The following is a 19,423-nucleotide window of genomic DNA, read 5'->3' on the forward strand; positions in this document are numbered from 1 at the left end:
AAAATTTGTCTTTAAGAATCTAGGAGTGCTCATGGAGTTTAGCGTAAAGAGCGGTAGCCCCGAAAAACAACGCTCAGCCTGCATCGTTGTCGGTGTTTATGAACCCCGCCGTCTATCCGGCATCGCCGAGCAATTAGACAAGATTAGCGAAGGTTATATCAGTAATCTACTGCGTCGCGGCGATTTAGAAGGTAAGCCTGGCCAAATGTTATTACTGCACCACGTTCCTAACGTATTGAGTGAACGAGTGCTGTTAGTCGGTTGCGGCAAAGAACGAGAACTAGACGAGCGCCAGTACAAGCAGATCATCACTAAAACCATCAACACCTTAAATGAAACGGGTTCAATGGAAGCCGTGTGCTTCTTGACCGAGTTACACGTGAAAGGTCGCGATACCTATTGGAAAGTTCGCCAAGCAGTCGAGACGACCAATAGCAGTTTATACAGCTTCGATGCGCTCAAAACCCGTAAAGGTGAGACCCGTCGTCCGCTGCGCAAGTTAGTGTTTAATGTCCCAACTCGCCGCGAACTAACCTTAGGTGAGCGTGCGATTGAGCACGGCATGGCCGTGTCTGCCGGTATGCATTTATGCCGCGATGTGGCTAACATGCCACCAAATATCTGTAATCCAGCCTATTTAGCCTCTCAAGCTCGCCAATTGGCCGAAGTTCACGAAAACCTGCATGTCACGACTGTGGGCGAAGAGCAAATGGCGAAACTCGGCATGAACTCTTACCTTGCCGTTGGCCGTGCCAGTGCCAATGAATCCATTATGACAGTGATGGAATACAAGGGTGCAGTCGATAGCACAGAGAAACCTATCGTATTGATTGGTAAAGGATTAACCTTCGACTCAGGCGGTATTTCATTAAAACCAGGCGAAGCCATGGATGAAATGAAATACGACATGGGCGGCGCTGCGGGTGTTATCGGCACCATGAAAGCCATCTGTGATATGAAGCTGCCCATCAACGTCGTCGGTATTCTCGCGGGTTGTGAAAACATGCCATCGGGCAATGCTTATCGCCCAGGTGACATTTTAACCACAATGTCGGGTCAGACCGTTGAAGTCCTCAACACCGACGCCGAAGGCCGTCTGGTACTGTGTGACGTATTAACCTATGTTGAGCGTTTCGACCCAGAGCTAGTTATCGACACGGCAACACTGACGGGCGCCTGTGTGATTGCCTTAGGCAAACATGCCTCAGGCCTGTTCTCATCACACAACCCTCTGGCACACGAGCTACTCAATGCAGGTGAGCAGAGTGGTGACCGCGCATGGCGCATGCCTCTGTGGGATGAGTACCAAGATATGCTCGATAGCCCATTTGCCGATATGACCAACTTAGGTGGTCGTCCAGCGGGCGCGATTACCGCGGCTTGTTTCCTGTCTCGTTTCGCCAAGAAGTACAACTGGGCTCACTTAGACGTGGCGGGTACTGCGTGGAACAGCGGCGCGAGTAAAGGTTCAACCGGTCGCCCTGTGCCAATTTTGACTCAGTTCCTGATCAATCGAGCTGGCGTAGAATTAGGCGAGTAATCGCTAACAACACTGAAAAGGCGAAGAATTTCTTCGCCTTTTTTATTTGGCTCGAAGGCGAAATGAGGATTGGCCCAGGAATAATTACAGCCTAGCAACACTAAGAGGAAAGAAAACCGCGATTGAATAATTTTTGATTGACAGCCACGCCCTCGCCCTTTAGTTTTACTCCCTATGAAAACAAATACCGCAGCTTTTTTTACTTTCTTTTTTACACCCCCACTCTAGGAGGCGGATTTACTGTGTAAAAACGAAAGTAAAAATCCAAAGCCTCCCACTGGGAGGCTTTTTCGTCTTAAACGCTCGATAATACGGTGGCAAATGAGGTCAGAATGCAAAAACCACAGCCTTTAAATCAAACGCGAGAACAAATTACTCACCTCGACAATGAGCTTCTCTCGTTACTCGCCGAACGTCGACGCCTAAGCCTTGAAGTGGCCCGCAGTAAAGAAGTGGATGTGAGACCCATTCGCGACACCCAAAGGGAAAAAGAACTGCTGGCAAGATTAGTCACCGCTGGCCGAGAAAAAGGCTTAGATGCCCATTACGTGATTTCACTTTATCAAAGCATTATCGAAGACTCAGTCCTCAACCAGCAGGCTTATCTCCACGGCCGCGCCAATCCAGAAACGCAAAAACAACAATACTGTATCGCTTACCTTGGCGCCCGCGGCTCCTACTCTTACCTAGCCGCCTCTCGCTATTGCCAACGTCGTCAGGTTGAGATGCTCGACTTAGGCTGCCAAAGTTTCGATGAGATTGTCCAAGCGGTTGAGTCAGGCCACGCCGACTATGGCTTTTTGCCGATTGAAAACACTTCGTCCGGCTCAATCAACGAAGTATATGACGTGCTGCAACATACGAGCCTCTCCATCGTTGGCGAGACAACTATCGAAGTCAGCCATTGTTTGTTGGGCAAACCGGGCAGCAAACTGAGTGATATCAAAACCGTCTACGCCCATCCGCAGCCAATCAGTCAGTGCAGCCGTTATCTGAGCCAGCACAAAGACTTAAGACTGGAATATTGCTCAAGCAGCGCCGAAGCAATGGAGAAGGTCAATCAATCTGCCGACAATAGCGCCGCTGCAATTGGTAGCACTGAAGGTGGCGCGCTGTACCAACTCGAGTCGATTGAGTCGGGTCTTGCGAACCAAAAAATTAACCAGAGTCGCTTTATCGTGGTGGCTCGAAAAGCCGTAGCCGTACCCGAGCAACTGCCTGCCAAAACCACCCTGATTATGGCCACTGGCCAAAAGGCTGGCGCCTTGGTTGAAGCCCTATTGGTGCTCAAGGCGCATCAGCTGAATATGAGCAAACTTGAATCTCGCCCTATTCCTGGCACGCCGTGGGAAGAAATGTTCTATCTGGATATCGATGCCAATATCTCCAGCGAAGCCATGCAGCAAGGGCTCAAGCAGCTCGAGAGGATCACGCGTTTTATCAAAGTATTAGGATGTTACCCCTGTGAAACCGTCAAACCGACACAACTCAGTAATAGCCAATTACTTATCGAGCCGAGCACCTCAAAAGCTGAGGTGATAAGTACGATGAGCCTTGATCCGTCTCCCTATCGCTTCAGTAAGGCGTACAAGGCGCAGGCGAGTGAAATTCACTGCGGCCCCTTTACCATTGGCGCAGGCCATATTGGTGCCATTGCCAAGATCACGCTGAGTAAAAGCCTGCTGCTAGAGTCGTCACAGGCCGCCTTATCCGCCTTTGAGCGCAGAGTAAAACAGCTAAAAGAAGCGGGTTTTCAAGCGGTAATTTTAGACGGATGCCACTCACTCGCCTCGGCCGAAGCTATCATCCCTAAGCTGCGCCAAACCCTGCATCAGTATGATTTGCTTTGTGTCATCGCCATCGAACAGGCGACGGACATGCCATTGGCGACTGGTCATGCCGACATGTTGTTCTTAACGGGCAAACAAATGTTTAATCAGGCTTTACTCACTCAGGCAGGCACCTTGCCGATCCCGCTATTCCTCGAACGTAACGATATGGCAAGTTATGAGGAGTTTATGGCGGCAACGGAGGCGATTTTAAGTCAAGGTAACCAACAGCTTATCCTATCTGACTCTGGCATTCGTACCTATAACAATGCCAACTTACCCACCTTGGATTTAGCAAGCCTTATCCAAATTAAGGCCAATAGTCATCTCCCCATTGTGATTAACCCTTGTTATGCCATCAGCGAAGATGCGCTACCACTGCAAACTCAAGGGATTAAACAGCTAAAAGCCGATGGTCTAGTGCTGAATTGCCCCCTCGAAGAAGATAAAGAACATGATTCATTAGCATTGATGGCCGAAGTCGTGAGGGAGTTATATCGCTAATTTGAGCGTATAAGGATACTGAGGAACATACAGCCACGAATATCGTGGCTGTTTTGTTTAGAACTTAGAATTTATAGCTGTGGATTTAGAACTGTAGAATTAGAGCTTAGGGTTTGGTTTTACCCTCAAGGTTAACCCCTGCTAACCTAGGTCCGCTCAGGTGCAATCAGGCTATTGGTATCTTTTGCCACCGCATTACTGCGGCGAATTAACCCCGTCATACTCGAGCCTTGCACTAGGATTGAAAACACCACCACGGCATAGGTCATCACGAGCACAAGCTCACGCAGCTCGACACCGCTTTGTGAATCGATAATCACGCCCTCGGGTAAACTCATCGCCATGGCCAAGGCTAAACCGCCTCTGAGCCCGCCCCAAATGAGTATCGACTCGGCATAGGGATTGTAAGACTTAACCAACCTAAATCCGATATAGGGCAAAAATACACTCACCGCCCGCGCCGTTAATACCAGAGGAATGGCCACTAACATAAACCACCATAATGGCGCCTTAAAGGTGACGAGCAAGAGTAATAATCCGAGCAGAAGGAACAGCAGCGCATTAAAGAAGGATTCAATCAGCGACCAAAAAGTGTAGAGTTTCACCCGCTCATGGCGCACAAAATACTTAGGCACGCTGTAGTTACCGATAATAATCCCAGCACTGACCATCGCCAGCGGCCCCGACACCCCTAATACTTCGGCTATGACATAACCCGCCGTCGGGATCAGCAAAGTGACCAGCATCAACTGGGTTTCTTCCTCACAGTAACGAAAGAAATGGTGCAACAATACGCCGAGCACGGCGCCATAAACGACGCCACCGAGCGCCTCTTGGACAAACAATAGCGAGATTTGCGAAAAGGTCAGCGGCTCAGTTGAAAAAGCCAGATGGGAGATGGCCACAAAAATCACCAGCCCTATACCATCGTTAAAGAGCGACTCCCCTTCTACCTGAATAGCAATATCTTCGGGCGCGCCCATCTTCTTCAGAATGGCTAACACGGCAATCGGATCTGTCGGTGAAATTAAGGCGCCAAAGAGCAAACAATGGCTTAAGGCCAAGGGTAATCCCAGCATGGGAGCGATGTAATAAAGCAAACCACCGACGATAAAAGTCGAGAGCAAGGTACTGACAAAGGCAAGAATAAGAATTTCCCATTTCTGATGCCTTAAGATTTTTAAGCGGATCTGCAATGCCCCGGCAAATAAGAGAAAACCTAACATGCCATTGAGCAATAGCGCCTGAAAGTCGAGCTTCTCCAGCCCTGCCACAAAGTAACCATAAACATGGCCGCCAAGCGCTTTACCGCCCAGTAATAGCAACAGACTCATTCCTAAGGCTAATGCGGTAATGGCGACGGTTTCTTGCAGCTTATGCAAACGCGAAGATGCCACAGACGTGACTAAGGCTAACGCACAGAGAATACAGAGAATTTGATAACTAGTCATAAGAGTCTCTAATCACCCTAAGATGAAGAGACTCTAGCACAAGTTTTAGACTTCTAAACCATCCAACAGACTTAGCCAGCCTTTAATAATCCGATGGCAAAACCAAATAATACCAAAGAGATAAATCGAAAGACTGAGCCAAGTGATGGGCAGACAATAGCCCAATACTAACAGACCAAGAAATATCACATTGGAGTGACGTTGCCAGCGTAGATGTGATGCCAGCAAGGCATTACCTTGCGTATGTCGTTGAGACAAGTTGATAAATAGGCTCAACAATACTGGCAGCAATAACAGCGGAAAGCCTGACATTAAGGCGTAAAGCAAATGGCCTAAGCTGCGATCTTCAATTTTTGCGGCATATGTGGTTGTCGTTGTCATTGAGAGACTCCAGCCAGACGATGGGACAGGGCGTTACTCCGCCCTCGTCTTTAACCTTACGTTCTCGCAGACATAATCGCAACTAAGGCGCAAAAATATTTCCTCGCGAGTTTTTTAATCACCAATTTTTTGAAGCGACCGATACCCTTCAGAGGCAAGTGTCAAGTCAAAGACAGCGTCACATCCGACTTGAGTTTAGTCGAGCAAGCTAATACATATCCGGCTTCGATTTCGGTAGGGGTTAAGGTCATGCGACTTGTGGACTCAGTCTCCCCTTCGAGCACTTGGCATTTGCACGCGCCGCATATGCCCGAACGACAGGCTGCAATAATAGGTAAGCCTTCGGCTTCAATCCCCTCAAGCAAGGTTTGCTCGGCCGTTAAAGCCCGCTTTTTATCGCCAATGGATAACATAAAGCTGTTACTGCCACTCACAGGAGCCTCAGTCTGCATTTCTGCCTGTTTAACGCGGCTTTGCGCCTCTTTCACCGCTGTGGCAAAACTCTCGTGATACAACTGAGTCATATCGAAGTTAAGCTCAGCAAGAATCGTTTTGATCGCCTGCATATAAGGCTCTGGTCCGCACAAAAACACGGTTCGTTCGGCAAAATCGGGGACTAAAGCTCGTAGATTATTGGCACTTAAACGGCCGATATCATGCAATACCGCCTCGGGATGCCAAGCCTTGTCAGCGGTGACATCCTCCACAAGGTAACGCAGCTTAAAATCTCGATGGCGCGTAGCCATGGTCTCTAATGAGGTTTTAAAAATAATATCGGCCTGGGTGCGAGCACTATGTACAAAAGCAATGTCGGCATTCATTTGGCTGTCGGTTAAATAACGCGACATCGAATACATGGGAGTGATCCCACAGCCTGCACTCAAAAATAGGTATTTTTTGGCAGGAATATCAAACAGATTAAACTGCCCCGTTGGCGGTAGGACTCGTACCGTTTGCCCCGGCTGTAAATGATCAATCAAGTAATTCGACACAAGTCCGCCATCGACTCGCTTAATGGTTAACATTAAGGAATAAGGCCGCGAAGGGGTTGAGGACAAGGTGTAACTGCGGCAAGCCTGCTCACCGTTGATCTCTAGCACTAAGGTCATAAATTGCCCCGGCTTATAATCAAACTTCATCGGCTCACCGGCTTGAAAGCGAAAACTCACCACATCGGCGGTTTCGTTCCAGCGCTCCACACACACTAACTGTCTAAAACCCACAACACTTGCAGGCGCAGAAGATAAAACGGGACTTGGCATGATATTTTGCATAGTACTGATATTCATCGTCTTTGTATCCATAACACTGCGGCTTTAGCGCAAAGCCGCAGTGACTCCATGCATCAATCGGCCTAGGCCACGTTCAGCATGGTCTTCAGATCGGCTTCAACTGTGGTGGTGTTACGCAGGCCAAATTTTTCTTCCAAAATTTTGGCAAGATTGGCCGTTAAAAACGCTGGCGGCGTTGGGCCGGTGCGGATGTTTTTCACCCCGAGCGATAACAGCGTCAGCAGCACGACAATGGCTTTTTGCTCAAACCATGAAAGCACGAGATTCAATGGTAATTCATTGATATCGCATTCAAAGATTTGTGATAGCGCGATAGCCAACTGGATAGCCGAATAGGCATCGTTACATTGGCCAATGTCGAGTAAGCGCGGAATACCATTGATATCACCAAATTCCAGCTTGTTGAATTTGTACTTACCACAACCTAAGGTCAGGATGACGGAATCCTTTGGCGCCGATTTCGCTAAATCGGTGAAATAACTCCGCTCCGACTTATCACCATCACAACCACCGACTAAGAAGAAGTGTTTGATAGAACCGTTTTTGACGTTTTCCACCACCGTCGGTGCTGCGGCCATTAAGGCATTTCGGGCAAAACCGATGGTGATATTGTGAGGAATTTCATCGTATTGGAAGCCATCGAGTGCGAGCGCCTTGTCGATCACAACTGAAAAATCGTCCCCAATTACATGGGTCACACCAGGCCAACCCACGATACTGCGAGTAAAGATACGGTCGCTATATTGGCCCACATTCGGGTCGATAATACAGTTTGAGGTCATCACTACGGCGCCGGGGAAATTAGCGAATTCTTTTTGCTGGTTCTGCCAAGCACTGCCGTAGTTCCCCACTAAATGGGCATATTTTTTAAAGGCGGGATACGCAAGCGCGGGCAGCATTTCGCCATGGGTATAAACATTAATGCCTTTGCCCGCCGTTTGCTCGAGGATAAGCTCTAAGTCCTTCATATCATGGCCAGATACCAGAATCGCTTTGCCTTTAACGGCTTTAGTGTTGACGACAGTCGGTTCAGGATGACCAAAGGCTTCGGTCTCGCCCGCATCGAGCATCGCCATGATATGGTAGTTTAGTTGACCAATATCCATGGCCGTGGTGAACAGTTTGTCGGCATCGACGCTAGGCTCACCGAGAAACGCCATAATCTCATGGAAGCGACCAGCAATCTCAGCATCGGTTTTACCTAAAACACGGGCGTGCTCCATGTAAGCCGCCGCCCCTTTAAGGCCATATAAGCACAGTAGTCTCAGCCCAAGGATATCTTCGTGGACTTCATTTTTATCTTTATTGAGTAAGGCGACTGGTGCTTGAGACAACATTTCAGGCTTGCTGGTGCCCAACACAAATTGCGCCACAGGGGGGAGCGATTCTGCCTGTTTACCCGCAGCTTCACACGCCGCTTCATAGGCATTTTTTAAACTTTCACGGTACTCAGCCGCCTGCTTGGCATAGGCGATGATGCGTTCGTCATCGAAGTTGACGTTGGTTAGGGTCGAGAAAAAAGCTTTAGGAACAAAGGTATCCACCTCAGAGTTAATGACGCCCAGTTCACGCGCCTTAGTCGCATACACTGAAACACCTTGCAGCATATAGATTAACAAGTCTTGCAGATCCGAGGTCGCGGCCAATTTGCCGCACATGCCCTGGGCATAGCTACAACCGTTGCCAGCTGGGGTACGAATAGTTTGCTCACACTGAATACAAAACATGGATAGACTCCTAATTTAAATTCATGCTTTATTTTTGCATGTTTAAAATAAGTCTACCGAAACCGTAAATAAGCGATAGCCTTTTCTTGGCTCGAATGCGAAATCTTAGAGAGAGATCACCTTCAGTAATTGCTAATTAACACAATAACGCCCGCCTGAAAAACCTAAAAAAATACCCATCAAAGATGGGCATTTTTATGGCTAACTCATTCATTATCAGTTTGTTTTCATATCACTGACCGATTGCAGCATCATGCGGCTTTCACGCTGAAACTGAGGTGCAAAATCACCAAACCATTTTGCCACCGTTTGGAACTGGCTGATAAACGCGTCCCTATCGCCCCGCTTTAACAGTTCTAATGCTTCGCGATAGTTATCCAAATAATCGCCAATCGCATGCTGGCTATCCTGCTGGGCAAAAATAATATCGGCATAGAGTTCTGGGCTTTGGGCAAACAAACGCCCGACCATGGCGAGCTCTAAGCGATAGATAGGTGAGCTAAATTGCAGCAGGGTTTCTATATCCGCCTCTTCTTTGCAAAGATTCAAGCCATACACAAAGGTCGAGAAGTGGCGCATCGCCTGTACCAGCTGCATCGCATTGTCGTGACGCTCTGGCTCAGCTTCGACAATCCGTGCGCCCCAAATCCCAATTTGTTCTAGCAGCCATTGGTATTTATCGGCTTCGCGGCCATGGCACACCACCACAACCTGTTTAGCCAAACTGCCGACATCGGGGCCAAACATAGGATGAAACCCGACAACGGGTCCTTTGTGAGCGGCCAACATGGCATTCATAGGCTCAGTCTTGATCGAGGTTAAGTCGGCTAAGATACATTCCTGCGGTAATTGGGTCAGTTTCTCACGGATAATGTCGCAGGTGATGGCGATTGGCACAGTCACCAATACCAATCCGGCGTCAGCAAATAAGGTTTCCGCTTGCTGCCAATCGTCTTTATCCAGCACTTTAACTTGGTAACCCGAGAGCGACAGCATTTGTTGGAACAGTCCACCAAGCTGACCCTTACCACCGACAATCACCACTGAGCCGAGATCGTTTTTGACTTGCTTAAAGCCAACATCCTTCTCATTGAGATAGGATTCACGCATCAAGCGGCGCAAAATATCTTCGATCAGTTGCGGCGCAATGCCCATGGTTTTGGCTTCTTCGCGGCGTTTTGCCAACATTGCCGCTTCACGTTGCGGCGCATAAATCGGCAGTCCTGCGGCGTGTTTAACCGTGCCCACCTGCGCGACTAAATCTAAGCGTTTACGCAGTAAATGCAGCAATTGCTGGTCGACACCATCGATGAGTCCGCGAAGGTGTTCTAATTCAGTTGTGGTTTTTTCGTTCATCTTATCAGTCCACTACACACCTAAAATCAGGTGTTTAAACATTCGGCTCTTAAGATTGACTCTTAAGCATTGGCCACTTTGAGCATATCGAAACGCGTTGCTAATACCGAAGATAACTTCGATGCGCCCGCACGTAAAACGCTTTCGGTTTTTTCCCAATTAATACAGGAGTCTGTCACAGAAACCCCATAGGCCAATTCGCTCAATGGTTTATCACAACTTTGATTACCTTCGTTTAAATGGCTTTCTAACATCACGCCAATGATGGACTTATTGCCGTTGTAGATTTGGTTAAATACATCCTCACACACCGGAACTTGCCTGGTGTAATCCTTAGAGGAATTACCATGGCTGCAATCGATGATAAGGCGCGCATTGAGTTTGGCCTTATGTAACTGCGCCTCACATTCGGCGACGCTCTTAGCATCGTAGTTTGGCGTTGCGCCACCGCGGAGGATCACATGCCCATCTGGGTTCCCCGCAGTTTGCAATAACGCCACTTGGCCCTGTTGGTTAATCCCCATAAATCTGTGGCTACTGGCCGCCGATTTCAGCGCGTTAATGGCTACATCGAGCTTTCCGTCTGTGCCATTTTTAAAACCAACGGGCATAGATAAACCCGACGCCATTTCCCTGTGGGTTTGCGACTCAGTCGTGCGGGCACCAATGGCTGACCAAGTCACTAGCTCCGAAATATATTGCGGGCTGATAGGGTCGAGCGCTTCGGTTGCCACAGGCAGTTCGAGTTCGGCCAACCAGATCATCAGCTCACGGGCCATCTTTAAGCCCTTCTCGACATCGAAGGACTCGTCCATATCAGGATCGTTAATCATCCCCTTCCAACCCACTGTGGTACGTGGTTTCTCAAAGTAGACTCGCATCAAAATGTAAAACTCATCGCTGAGTTCATCGTGGAGTTTTTTAAGCTTTAAGGCGTATTCCTTGGCGGCATCGATATCATGGATAGAACAAGGTCCAGTGACGATAAGCACGCGGTTATCGCGCTTATGGACAATATCCGCCACGGTTTTGCGTGCATTGAGGATATAACGATACGCGTGCTCAGAGAGTGGCAGAGCCGCTTTTAGCTCCTGCGGTGTAATAAGAACTTTCTCTGAACTAATGTGTACGTTATTGATCGTATCCTGTTGCATGCTTACCACCTAAAACTGAAGTCATATCCCCATGTGATCAGGAGTCTGGATCTCAAACCACTGCGGGGAAGAATAAATAGCCGAGGCCACCATGTAATATTGTAATGCTACACCATTACAATGAACGACCAATATGCCTATTAATTGGCAGAAGATCAAGGAAGAATTTAATAAAATCGGCACTTAACTCGAAACACACTCGAAATGGCTAAAAAGACAAACTGCAGGCAACAAAAAACCGCCACTAGGGCGGTTTTCTGTGCGAACACTACGTCTTGTTTTCTGTAGCGGGTACTATTACTTAGTAGCCAGCTTTTCACGGATACGTGCAGATTTACCTGAACGATCACGTAAGTAGTACAGTTTGGCGCGACGAACGCGGCCACGACGCTTAACTTCAATGCTAGCGATCAGAGGGCTGTGCGTTTGGAATGCACGCTCAACACCTTCGCCATTAGAGATTTTACGTACTGTGAATGCAGAGTGCAGACCACGGTTACGTTTAGCAATTACAACGCCTTCGAAAGCCTGTAAACGCTCTTTATCACCTTCTTTAACACGAACCTGAACTACTACTGTATCACCAGCACCAAACGCAGGTACGTCTTGTTTCATTTGCTCATCGTTGAGCATTTTAATGATGTTGTTCATAACTTACTCCGTTCTAGAATTAACTGAGCTACGACTAAGCATTCTTGTCCATTGCTTCAACGAACTGCGCTAAAAGAGTCGATTGTTCGTCAGTCAGAGCTAGATTTTCAAATAATTCTGGCCGTCTTAGAAAAGTCCTACCAAGGCTTTGCTGCAAACGCCAGAGTCTAATTTGTTCGTGGTTGCCACTTAGCAGTACTGCGGGTACATCGAGTCCATCTAAGCTTTCAGGGCGCGTGTAATGAGGACAGTCCAGTAAACCGTCGGAGAAAGAATCTTGCTCCGCCGAAGCTTGTTTTCCTAGCACGCCAGGAACCAATCTCGATACTGCATCTATCAAGGTCATTGCAGGTAATTCGCCGCCCGAAAGCACGTAATCCCCAACCGACCATTCTTCATCCACTTCCGTTTGAATGATGCGTTCATCAATACCTTCGTATCGACCACACACCAGAATCAACCGGGATGATTCAGCCAACTCAGTAACGCCTTGCTGATCCAGCTTGCGTCCTTGAGGTGACAAGTAAATCACCTTTGCCTCTTCGCCTGCCGCCGCTTTCGCAGCATGGATGGCATCGCGTAAGGGTTGCACCATCATCAACATTCCGGGACCACCGCCGTAAGGCCTGTCATCTACCGTACTGTGTTTATCATGGGTGAAATCGCGAGGATTCCACGTGTGCAACTCAAGCAGACCGTTCTTCACGGCACGACCCGTAACCCCAAAGTCTGTTACGGCACGAAACATTTCTGGGAACAGGGTAATTACCCCTAACCACATATGTTGTACCTCGACTTAAAAGTCAGGATCCCAATCCACTAAAATCTGTTTACCTTGGACATCCACCTTTAAGATGAATTGTCCTGGGACAAAGGGAAGCATACGTTCCACTTTGCCGAAGCTATCTTTCGCATTGGCTTTCACTAAGAGCACGTCGTTCGAACCGGTTTCCACGATTTGATCGACAACACCCATGTTGTAGCCATTGGTATTAATCACTTCACAACCGATGAGGTCACGCCAATAGAACTCGTCTTCTGGCAAATCGTTCATCTGCTCTGGCAGGATCCCAATTTCGCAATTGGTGAGCATTTGTGCTCGCTCCCGCGTGGTGACACCTTCAAGCTCGGCGACAACCGCCTTACCTTGGTAACGCCACTGAATGACTTTTACTTCGCGCCATTCACCATTTTCTTTAATAAGCCAAGGTGAATAGTCAAAGATACCTTCAACAGAATCGGTATAGGCGGTGATTTTCAGCCAACCTTTAATGCCATGACAGGAGCCTAATTTCCCCAGTACGACTGGCTGTTGGTTACTGCTCATCAATCTATACCTTAACGCTATTAAGCAGCTGCTTTAGCGTCTTTGATCAATTTTGCTACGCGATCAGTTGTCGCAGCGCCGTTCGCAACCCAGTGCTCAACGCGAGCTAGGTCTAAACGTAAAGTTTCTTCTTGGCCACGAGCCAATGGGTTGAAGAAACCGACACGCTCAATGAAACGACCGTCACGAGCGTTACGGCTGTCAGCAACAACGATGTTGTAAAATGGACGCTTTTTAGCGCCACCACGAGCTAAACGAATGGTAACCATGCGTTTTCAATCCTCTAATGATTTGCTTGAAGCAAAAATAAAAACTGGAACCCCGTGTTCGCGAAGAGTCCCAGATAGAAAGCCGGAAGATTTTACCTGACTTTTCAACGAATGCAACCAAATCTGGCGATTATTAAACCTGCCTTAGGATTGCCCGCCTCATTTCAAATAGAATCAACCAACTGATAAAACATCAACTTTGATGAAAATCGCCGGAATTAACGGCCTGGAAATTTCATGCCGCCAGGCATCATGCCACGCATTCCGCGCATCATCTTCTGGATGCCGCCCTTGGCCGACATCTTTTTCATCATCTTTTGCATTTGGGTAAACTGTTTCAATAAACGATTCACGTCTTGAATTTGCGTACCAGAACCCGCAGCGATACGGCGCTTACGTGAGCCCTTGATTAAATCGGGGTTTTTGCGCTCTTTGGCCGTCATTGAGTTAATGATGGCTTCCATTTGACGGGTCATTTTACCGTCTTGGATTTGCGCTAAGGCATCGGGTGGCAATTGACCCACACCGGGCAGCTTTTCAATCATGCTCATCATGCCGCCCATGTTTTTCATCTGCTGTAGCTGCTCGCGGAAATCTTCGAGATCAAAACTTCCGCCCTGCTTCACTTTGGAAGCCAGCTTCATCGCTTTGTCTTTATCGACACCGCGCTCAACTTCTTCGATAAGCGATAATACATCGCCCATGCCGAGAATACGTGAAGCGATACGGTCTGGATGGAAAGGCTCTAAGGCATCGGTCTTCTCGCCAACACCAAGGAATTTAATCGGCTTGCCGGTAATATGACGAATCGATAATGCCGCACCGCCGCGCGCATCACCGTCGACCTTAGTTAAAATCACACCGGTGAGCGGCAGCGCTTCGTTAAAGGCTTTAGCCGTGTTTGCCGCGTCTTGACCCGTCATGGCATCGACCACGAACAGTGTCTCAATCGGTTTAACCGCCGCGTGCAACGCCTTGATTTCATCCATCATGGCTTCATCGACGTGCAGACGGCCCGCAGTGTCGAGGATCACCACATCGATAAATTTAAGCTTAGCGTGGGCAATGGCCGCCTTGGCGATATCGATTGGCTTTTGGCTCACATCCGATGGGAAAAACTCCACATCGACTTCGGTCGCTAAGGTTTCTAGCTGCTTAATCGCTGCAGGGCGGTAAACGTCGGCACTGACGACCAGAACCGATTTCTTATGGCGCGTACGCAGCAGCTTACCTAATTTGGCAACGCTGGTCGTTTTACCCGCACCTTGAAGACCCGCCATCATCACCACCGCAGGCGGCTGAGTGGCTAAATCCAGAGCTTGGTTTGCCTCGCCCATGGATTTTTCAAGTTCACTTTGAACAATCTTAATAAAGGCTTGACCAGGACTTAAGCTCTTCGCCACTTCCTGACCAACGGCACGTTCTTTTACATTGTTAACGAATTCACGCACCACAGGCAGGGCAACATCGGCCTCCAGCAGCGCCATACGCACTTCGCGCAGGGTTTCCTTAACGTTTTCTTCGGTTAAGCGACCACGGCCACTGATATTTTTCAGCGTGCGTGACAGTCTGTCGGTTAGATTCTCAAACATCGTCCTGCTCTATACCTTTAGGATCTCGATTAATGGGCTGTATTATAACGATGCGGGCGCATTATGCTACTGCTATGCCCTACTTGCGTTAACTTCGGCAACTAACCTGCTTTAGGTCATATTTTGCGATTCACCTACGACTATTTACGTCTAACAATAAGAATCTGCTAAATTTTGCAACTTATGTCACTGCCCATTTGCCGACGGCTCATGTTATTCTAGGCAAAATATTGATCTGTATGCCCCGTTTTCAAGGCACCATTAACAACACAAATAGGTTAATTACCCATGGTCATTTTTTCTGCCTCAGCCATGTTTTTTTATTGCATCGCATTGGTATTAGTGACAAGTCGACTGTTCCATCCTGAAGGCCCTAATCGAAAGGCCGTTGCCGGTGTCGCCGCCATCGCCGTGATTTTGCACGCTGCCGCCCTTTCTCAAGCGATTTTTACAACCGATGGACAAAACTTCAGCCTCACTAATGTGATCTCGTTAGTGAACTGGATCATCGCCTTCACCTTTACCGTGATGATGTTTAGGCTAAAAGTGATTGTGGTTGTGCCCGTGGTTTACGCCTGTTCTGTGCTCTCTGTAGCCCTACTCTGGTTATTGCCGCCTAAGTTTATTACTCACTTTGAACTGTACCCTGAGGTCTTGGCCCACGTAGTGCTCTCACTTATGGCATACAGCGCCCTGATGATCGCCGCCCTGTACGCGATTCAGCTGGCGATGATCCAAAATAAACTCAAGAAGAAACAATTAATGCTAAGCCCAGGCATTCCGCCGCTGATGACGGTAGAAAAACAGCTCTATCATCTTGTGATTATTGGCGTAATTTTACTGAGTTTATCCCTCGCCACTGGTTTTATCTTCCTCGATGATATGTTTGCCGATGGCAAAGGCCATAAGGCGATTCTGTCTATCATCGCGTGGTTTGTGTACATCGCCATGTTATGGCAGCAGTATTGGGTTGGCTGTAAAATTCGCACCGCGGTCATTTACACCTTAACCGGCGCGACCTTGTTATCCTTAGCTTATTTTGGCGCTCGGATTGTCAAAGAGTTAATTCTTAGTTAATAATTTCGAGTCAGCTTAGGCGCTAATTCCCTGAGCTGACTTGACACCCCGTTTATTTCTCGGTATCAACTTAACCTTATCGGCCTGATTGGAGCCTATTTTTGGACGCTATATCGACAAGCGCACTCCTCATTTTCTTGCTGGTGCTTATTCTCATCTCAGCCTACTTTTCGGGCTCAGAAACCGCCATGATGACCCTTAACCGTTATCGCTTAAGACATCTCGCCTCCAACGGTCACAAAGGGGCGCAGCGTGCACTGCAACTTCTCGATCGTCCAGATAAGCTGATTGGTGTGATCCTCATCGGCAACAACCTCGTTAATATCCTAGCGGCCCAGGTCGCTACCATTATAGGCATGCGTTTATACGGCGAGATGGGCTTAGCCATTGCCACTGGTGTATTAACCCTGTTAGTACTGGTCTTTGCCGAAGTGACACCCAAAACCTTGGCGGCGCTGCACCCTGAACCTATCGCCTTCCCCTCCAGTTTTTTACTGCGCTGGTTACTCGTGATTCTGTCGCCATTAGTGCGCATCATGAACATCATCACCTCATCCTTGTTGCGCCTGATTGGGGTGCATTCGGTCAAGACTAATGAGGCCCTCAGCCAAGAGGAGCTTCGCACCGTAGTGCATGAGGCTGGCGCCCTTATTCCCCAGCGCCACCAGGAAATGCTGTTATCGATTCTCGATTTAGAAAAAGTCACCGTCGAAGACATTATGGTGCCGCGCTCGGATATTTACGCGATTAACGTCAACGATGACTTTAAGTTTATCAATCGCCAAGTGATCCAAAGTCCACATACTCGAGTGTTGGTTTACCGCGATACCATTGACGATGCCGTCGGCTTTATTCATCTGCGTGACGCACTGCGCCTACAATCAAAAGAACAGTTCAGTAAATCCTCATTGCTACGCGCCGTAAAAGAACTCTACTTTATTCCCGAGGGAACACCGCTCAATGTGCAATTAGCCAACTTTCAGCACAATAAAGAGCGCATCGGCCTAGTGGTCGATGAATATGGTGATATCCAAGGATTGGTAACACTCGAAGATATTCTCGAAGAAATTGTCGGCGACTTCACCACCTCTATGTTGGCCACACCGAGTGAAGATATTACTGCTCAGCAGGATGGAAGCTACTTAGTCGATGCCAGTATCACTATCCGTGATTTGAATAAAGAAATGAAATGGGATTTCCCAACCGATGGCCCCAAAACCCTCAATGGCTTGATCTTAGAGTATTTAGAGGATATCCCCGCTGAGAATACTAGCTTGCGCCTAGCGGGTTACCCACTAGAAGTGATTGAAGTTGCGGATAATATGGTCAAAACAGTGCGGATCATTCCGCAGCATTATCAGTCGCCACGCTAATTTTTGTAGATAAAAAATCGGCTGGTTCCAAATGGAATCAGCCGATTCTCCTCTCCCCCAAGAGATTATTTAACGCTTTGCGTCTTTAGACGTGCTTCGAGTGCTCGGCGCTTTTCGATAGCGATAGGTGTAATCTCGGCGTCTAACTCCTTTTCCAACCCCAAGATAAAATACACTTCGGCCATTAAGAAGAACGGGCCAATTAACAATTGGTGTAAATCGTCCACAAAAGCGGGTTTGGCCTTCTCGTATTGATGGCCAATCAACTGAAAAATCCATCCCACGATAAATACCGATATAGCCAACCAGAAGGCGTTAGGAGAATCTGCCATTAGCTCAGTCGTATATACGACGGGGGCGATAAATAAAGCTAGGCCAATCGCTAACTTCGCATGTAAGCGAAAGTAATAAACCAACACACCAGCCCCTAAAATCACACCTAAACTCACATCACTCGCGCTGCCAAGTGGAATACGAATAGTCGCTAGTAATAGGAAAGCAGACCATATAATCAATGGGATACCAACGAAATGGGTTAGTATATTGCGCTGATTCAAATGCACACTCTTATAGGTTGATAGCTGCTCTACGGCGGATTTCATCTGGGGCTCCTTTTGCTGTGTCCCTGCAAATTAGTGTCTAAATACCACTTTTGACCTAACCTAGCCCAAAAATGCGAGACTGAACAGTAAAAAGTAACAAAAATGTTGCTAGGTATTTTGAGGCAATAAAAAAGGGAGCTAAAGCTCCCTTTATAGTAACGGGTAATAGATTAGCGAGATTCGAGGATAACCGTCGCAATAGCGTAGGATTTTTCATCCGCGATTGAAATGTGCCCGACCACGCCGTTGAGCAAAGCTAACCGCTGCTGCGCCCCTTCTGTAAAATCAATCGTCGGCGCGCCATCGGGCGTATTCCCAATGTGGATATGCTGAAAAGATACCCCTCGACCAATCCCCGTCCCCAAGGCTTTAGCTGCGGCCTCTTTGGCGGCAAAGCGTTTAGCCAAATAGCGGCTCGGTTGGCTATGCTGTTGATAGATATCGAACTCAGCCTCTGTCAGTACACGTTTTGCCAGCTTATCGCCGGAACGTGCCACATGGGCGGTGATACGCTCGATTTCAACTATATCAGTACCAAGCCCAACGATTGCCATTATTCGCCTCGACGACCTTCTAACATCAGCGCTTTCATGTCTTTAACCGCTGTCGCTAAGCCATCAATGGCTGCACGCGCGACAATGGCATGGCCAATATTGAGCTCATACAGCTCAGGGATCGCCGCAATAGGCTTAACATTGTGATAATGCAGCCCGTGGCCCGCATTCACGACTAAGCCTTTGCCATGGGCGTATTTCGCCATTTCGCTGATACGTGCAAGCTCTTTGGCTTCTTCTTCAGCTGTTTTAGCGTCGGCATAGCAACCGGTATGGATTTCGATAAGTGGCGCGCCAGAGGCGACTGCGGCATCGATTTGCGTCTTATCGGCATCGATAAACAGTGACACTTGAATACCATTGGCGGCTAAACGGCTTACCGCGGCAGTGATTTTATCTAGTTGACCTGCCACATCTAACCCACCTTCGGTCGTCACTTCTTGACGTTTTTCAGGGACTAAGCAAACGTAGGTCGGTTTGACTTCACAGGCGATGTTGAGCATTTCTTCTGTCACGGCACACTCAAAGTTCATCCGCGTCTTTAAGGTTTTCGCCAGCAGATATACATCGCGGTCGATAATATGACGTCTGTCTTCCCGTAAATGAATCGTGATACCGTCGGCACCCGCATGCTCGGCAACCGCCGCCGCATGAACAGGATCAGGATAACTGGTGCCGCGAGCCTGACGCAGGGTCGCAATATGGTCGATATTTACACCCAATAAGATACGGCTCATCGGGAAC

At 48.2% G+C, this 19,423-nt stretch carries 18 protein-coding genes and 1 other annotated feature; of the genes, 4 read left to right on the top strand and 14 right to left on the bottom strand.

Translation table 11 applies throughout. From position 1 onward, the window contains the following. Positions 1-31: 31 nt before the first annotated feature. Positions 32-1,540, top strand: coding sequence for a leucyl aminopeptidase (gene pepA / locus K0H59_RS15185; protein WP_088210512.1), 1,509 nt, complete (start codon positions 32-34; stop codon positions 1,538-1,540). A gap of 176 nt (positions 1,541-1,716) precedes the next feature. Next, positions 1,717-1,835, top strand: a sequence feature (Phe leader region). 37 nt (positions 1,836-1,872) lie between these two features. Continuing rightward, positions 1,873-3,873 (top strand): chorismate mutase, encoded by a 2,001-nt coding sequence (locus K0H59_RS15190; protein WP_220053607.1) that lies wholly within the window; start codon positions 1,873-1,875, stop codon positions 3,871-3,873. Positions 3,874-4,019: 146 nt separating this feature from the next. Here K0H59_RS15190 and K0H59_RS15195 read toward each other — a convergent pair whose 3' ends face one another. The 11 genes from K0H59_RS15195 to ffh all read right to left on the bottom strand — a co-directional run bounded on the left by K0H59_RS15195 (position 4,020) and on the right by ffh (position 15,073). After that, positions 4,020-5,324, bottom strand: coding sequence for a sodium:proton antiporter (locus K0H59_RS15195; protein ID WP_220053608.1), 1,305 nt, complete (start codon positions 5,322-5,324; stop codon positions 4,020-4,022). A 45-nt stretch (positions 5,325-5,369) separates the two neighbouring features. Then, entirely contained in the window at positions 5,370-5,705 is a 336-nt protein-coding gene (locus K0H59_RS15200; protein ID WP_011623581.1) for a hypothetical protein, read from the bottom strand. A gap of 161 nt (positions 5,706-5,866) precedes the next feature. Continuing rightward, positions 5,867-7,009, bottom strand: coding sequence for a hybrid-cluster NAD(P)-dependent oxidoreductase (locus K0H59_RS15205; RefSeq protein WP_220053609.1), 1,143 nt, complete (start codon positions 7,007-7,009; stop codon positions 5,867-5,869). A gap of 50 nt (positions 7,010-7,059) precedes the next feature. Next, positions 7,060-8,724: a hydroxylamine reductase gene (gene hcp, locus K0H59_RS15210; RefSeq protein WP_220053610.1), complete on the bottom strand. Its 1,665-nt coding sequence runs from the start codon at positions 8,722-8,724 to the stop codon at positions 7,060-7,062. Positions 8,725-8,940: 216 nt separating this feature from the next. Further along, on the bottom strand, positions 8,941-10,080 hold the full coding sequence (tyrA, locus tag K0H59_RS15215) for a bifunctional chorismate mutase/prephenate dehydrogenase (protein WP_086903310.1): 1,140 nt from the start codon (positions 10,078-10,080) through the stop codon (positions 8,941-8,943). Between the two features lie 62 nt (positions 10,081-10,142). Beyond that, positions 10,143-11,234 (bottom strand): 3-deoxy-7-phosphoheptulonate synthase, encoded by a 1,092-nt coding sequence (locus K0H59_RS15220; RefSeq protein WP_220053611.1) that lies wholly within the window; start codon positions 11,232-11,234, stop codon positions 10,143-10,145. 297 nt (positions 11,235-11,531) lie between these two features. Further along, positions 11,532-11,885, bottom strand: a complete 354-nt coding sequence (gene rplS, locus K0H59_RS15225; protein ID WP_006080791.1) for a 50S ribosomal protein L19 — start codon at positions 11,883-11,885, stop codon at positions 11,532-11,534. Between the two features lie 34 nt (positions 11,886-11,919). Beyond that, on the bottom strand, positions 11,920-12,666 hold the full coding sequence (trmD, locus tag K0H59_RS15230) for a tRNA (guanosine(37)-N1)-methyltransferase TrmD (RefSeq protein WP_088210506.1): 747 nt from the start codon (positions 12,664-12,666) through the stop codon (positions 11,920-11,922). Positions 12,667-12,681: 15 nt separating this feature from the next. Next, positions 12,682-13,212 (bottom strand): ribosome maturation factor RimM, encoded by a 531-nt coding sequence (gene rimM, locus K0H59_RS15235; protein WP_011717865.1) that lies wholly within the window; start codon positions 13,210-13,212, stop codon positions 12,682-12,684. A 20-nt stretch (positions 13,213-13,232) separates the two neighbouring features. Continuing rightward, positions 13,233-13,481 (bottom strand): 30S ribosomal protein S16, encoded by a 249-nt coding sequence (rpsP, locus tag K0H59_RS15240; protein WP_011071566.1) that lies wholly within the window; start codon positions 13,479-13,481, stop codon positions 13,233-13,235. A gap of 218 nt (positions 13,482-13,699) precedes the next feature. Further along, positions 13,700-15,073 (bottom strand): signal recognition particle protein, encoded by a 1,374-nt coding sequence (gene ffh / locus K0H59_RS15245; protein WP_011623589.1) that lies wholly within the window; start codon positions 15,071-15,073, stop codon positions 13,700-13,702. 288 nt (positions 15,074-15,361) lie between these two features. Between ffh and K0H59_RS15250 the strand changes: the two genes are divergently transcribed. Further along, positions 15,362-16,150: an inner membrane protein YpjD gene (locus K0H59_RS15250; protein WP_011717866.1), complete on the top strand. Its 789-nt coding sequence runs from the start codon at positions 15,362-15,364 to the stop codon at positions 16,148-16,150. A 101-nt stretch (positions 16,151-16,251) separates the two neighbouring features. Next, positions 16,252-17,523 carry an HlyC/CorC family transporter gene (locus K0H59_RS15255; RefSeq protein ID WP_088210505.1) on the top strand — a complete coding sequence of 424 codons (1,272 nt, stop codon included), beginning with the start codon at positions 16,252-16,254 and terminating at the stop codon, positions 17,521-17,523. A gap of 65 nt (positions 17,524-17,588) precedes the next feature. Here the strand turns inward: K0H59_RS15255 and K0H59_RS15260 are convergent, their stop codons facing one another. From K0H59_RS15260 to pdxJ, 3 genes are all read right to left on the bottom strand, one after another. Continuing rightward, a complete protein-coding gene (locus K0H59_RS15260) occupies positions 17,589-18,125 on the bottom strand; it encodes a DUF962 domain-containing protein (RefSeq protein WP_220053612.1) in 537 nt (178 codons plus the stop codon). Between the two features lie 170 nt (positions 18,126-18,295). Further along, positions 18,296-18,679: a holo-ACP synthase gene (gene acpS / locus K0H59_RS15265; RefSeq protein ID WP_208659645.1), complete on the bottom strand. Its 384-nt coding sequence runs from the start codon at positions 18,677-18,679 to the stop codon at positions 18,296-18,298. Next, positions 18,679-19,416 (bottom strand): pyridoxine 5'-phosphate synthase, encoded by a 738-nt coding sequence (gene pdxJ, locus K0H59_RS15270; protein WP_133178708.1) that lies wholly within the window; start codon positions 19,414-19,416, stop codon positions 18,679-18,681. The genes acpS and pdxJ overlap by 1 nt, the downstream gene beginning before the upstream one ends. Positions 19,417-19,423: the final 7 nt, after the last annotated feature.

Source organism: Shewanella sp. FJAT-51649 (genome assembly GCF_019457435.1).
Taxonomy (GTDB): Bacteria; Pseudomonadota; Gammaproteobacteria; order Enterobacterales; family Shewanellaceae; genus Shewanella; species Shewanella mangrovisoli.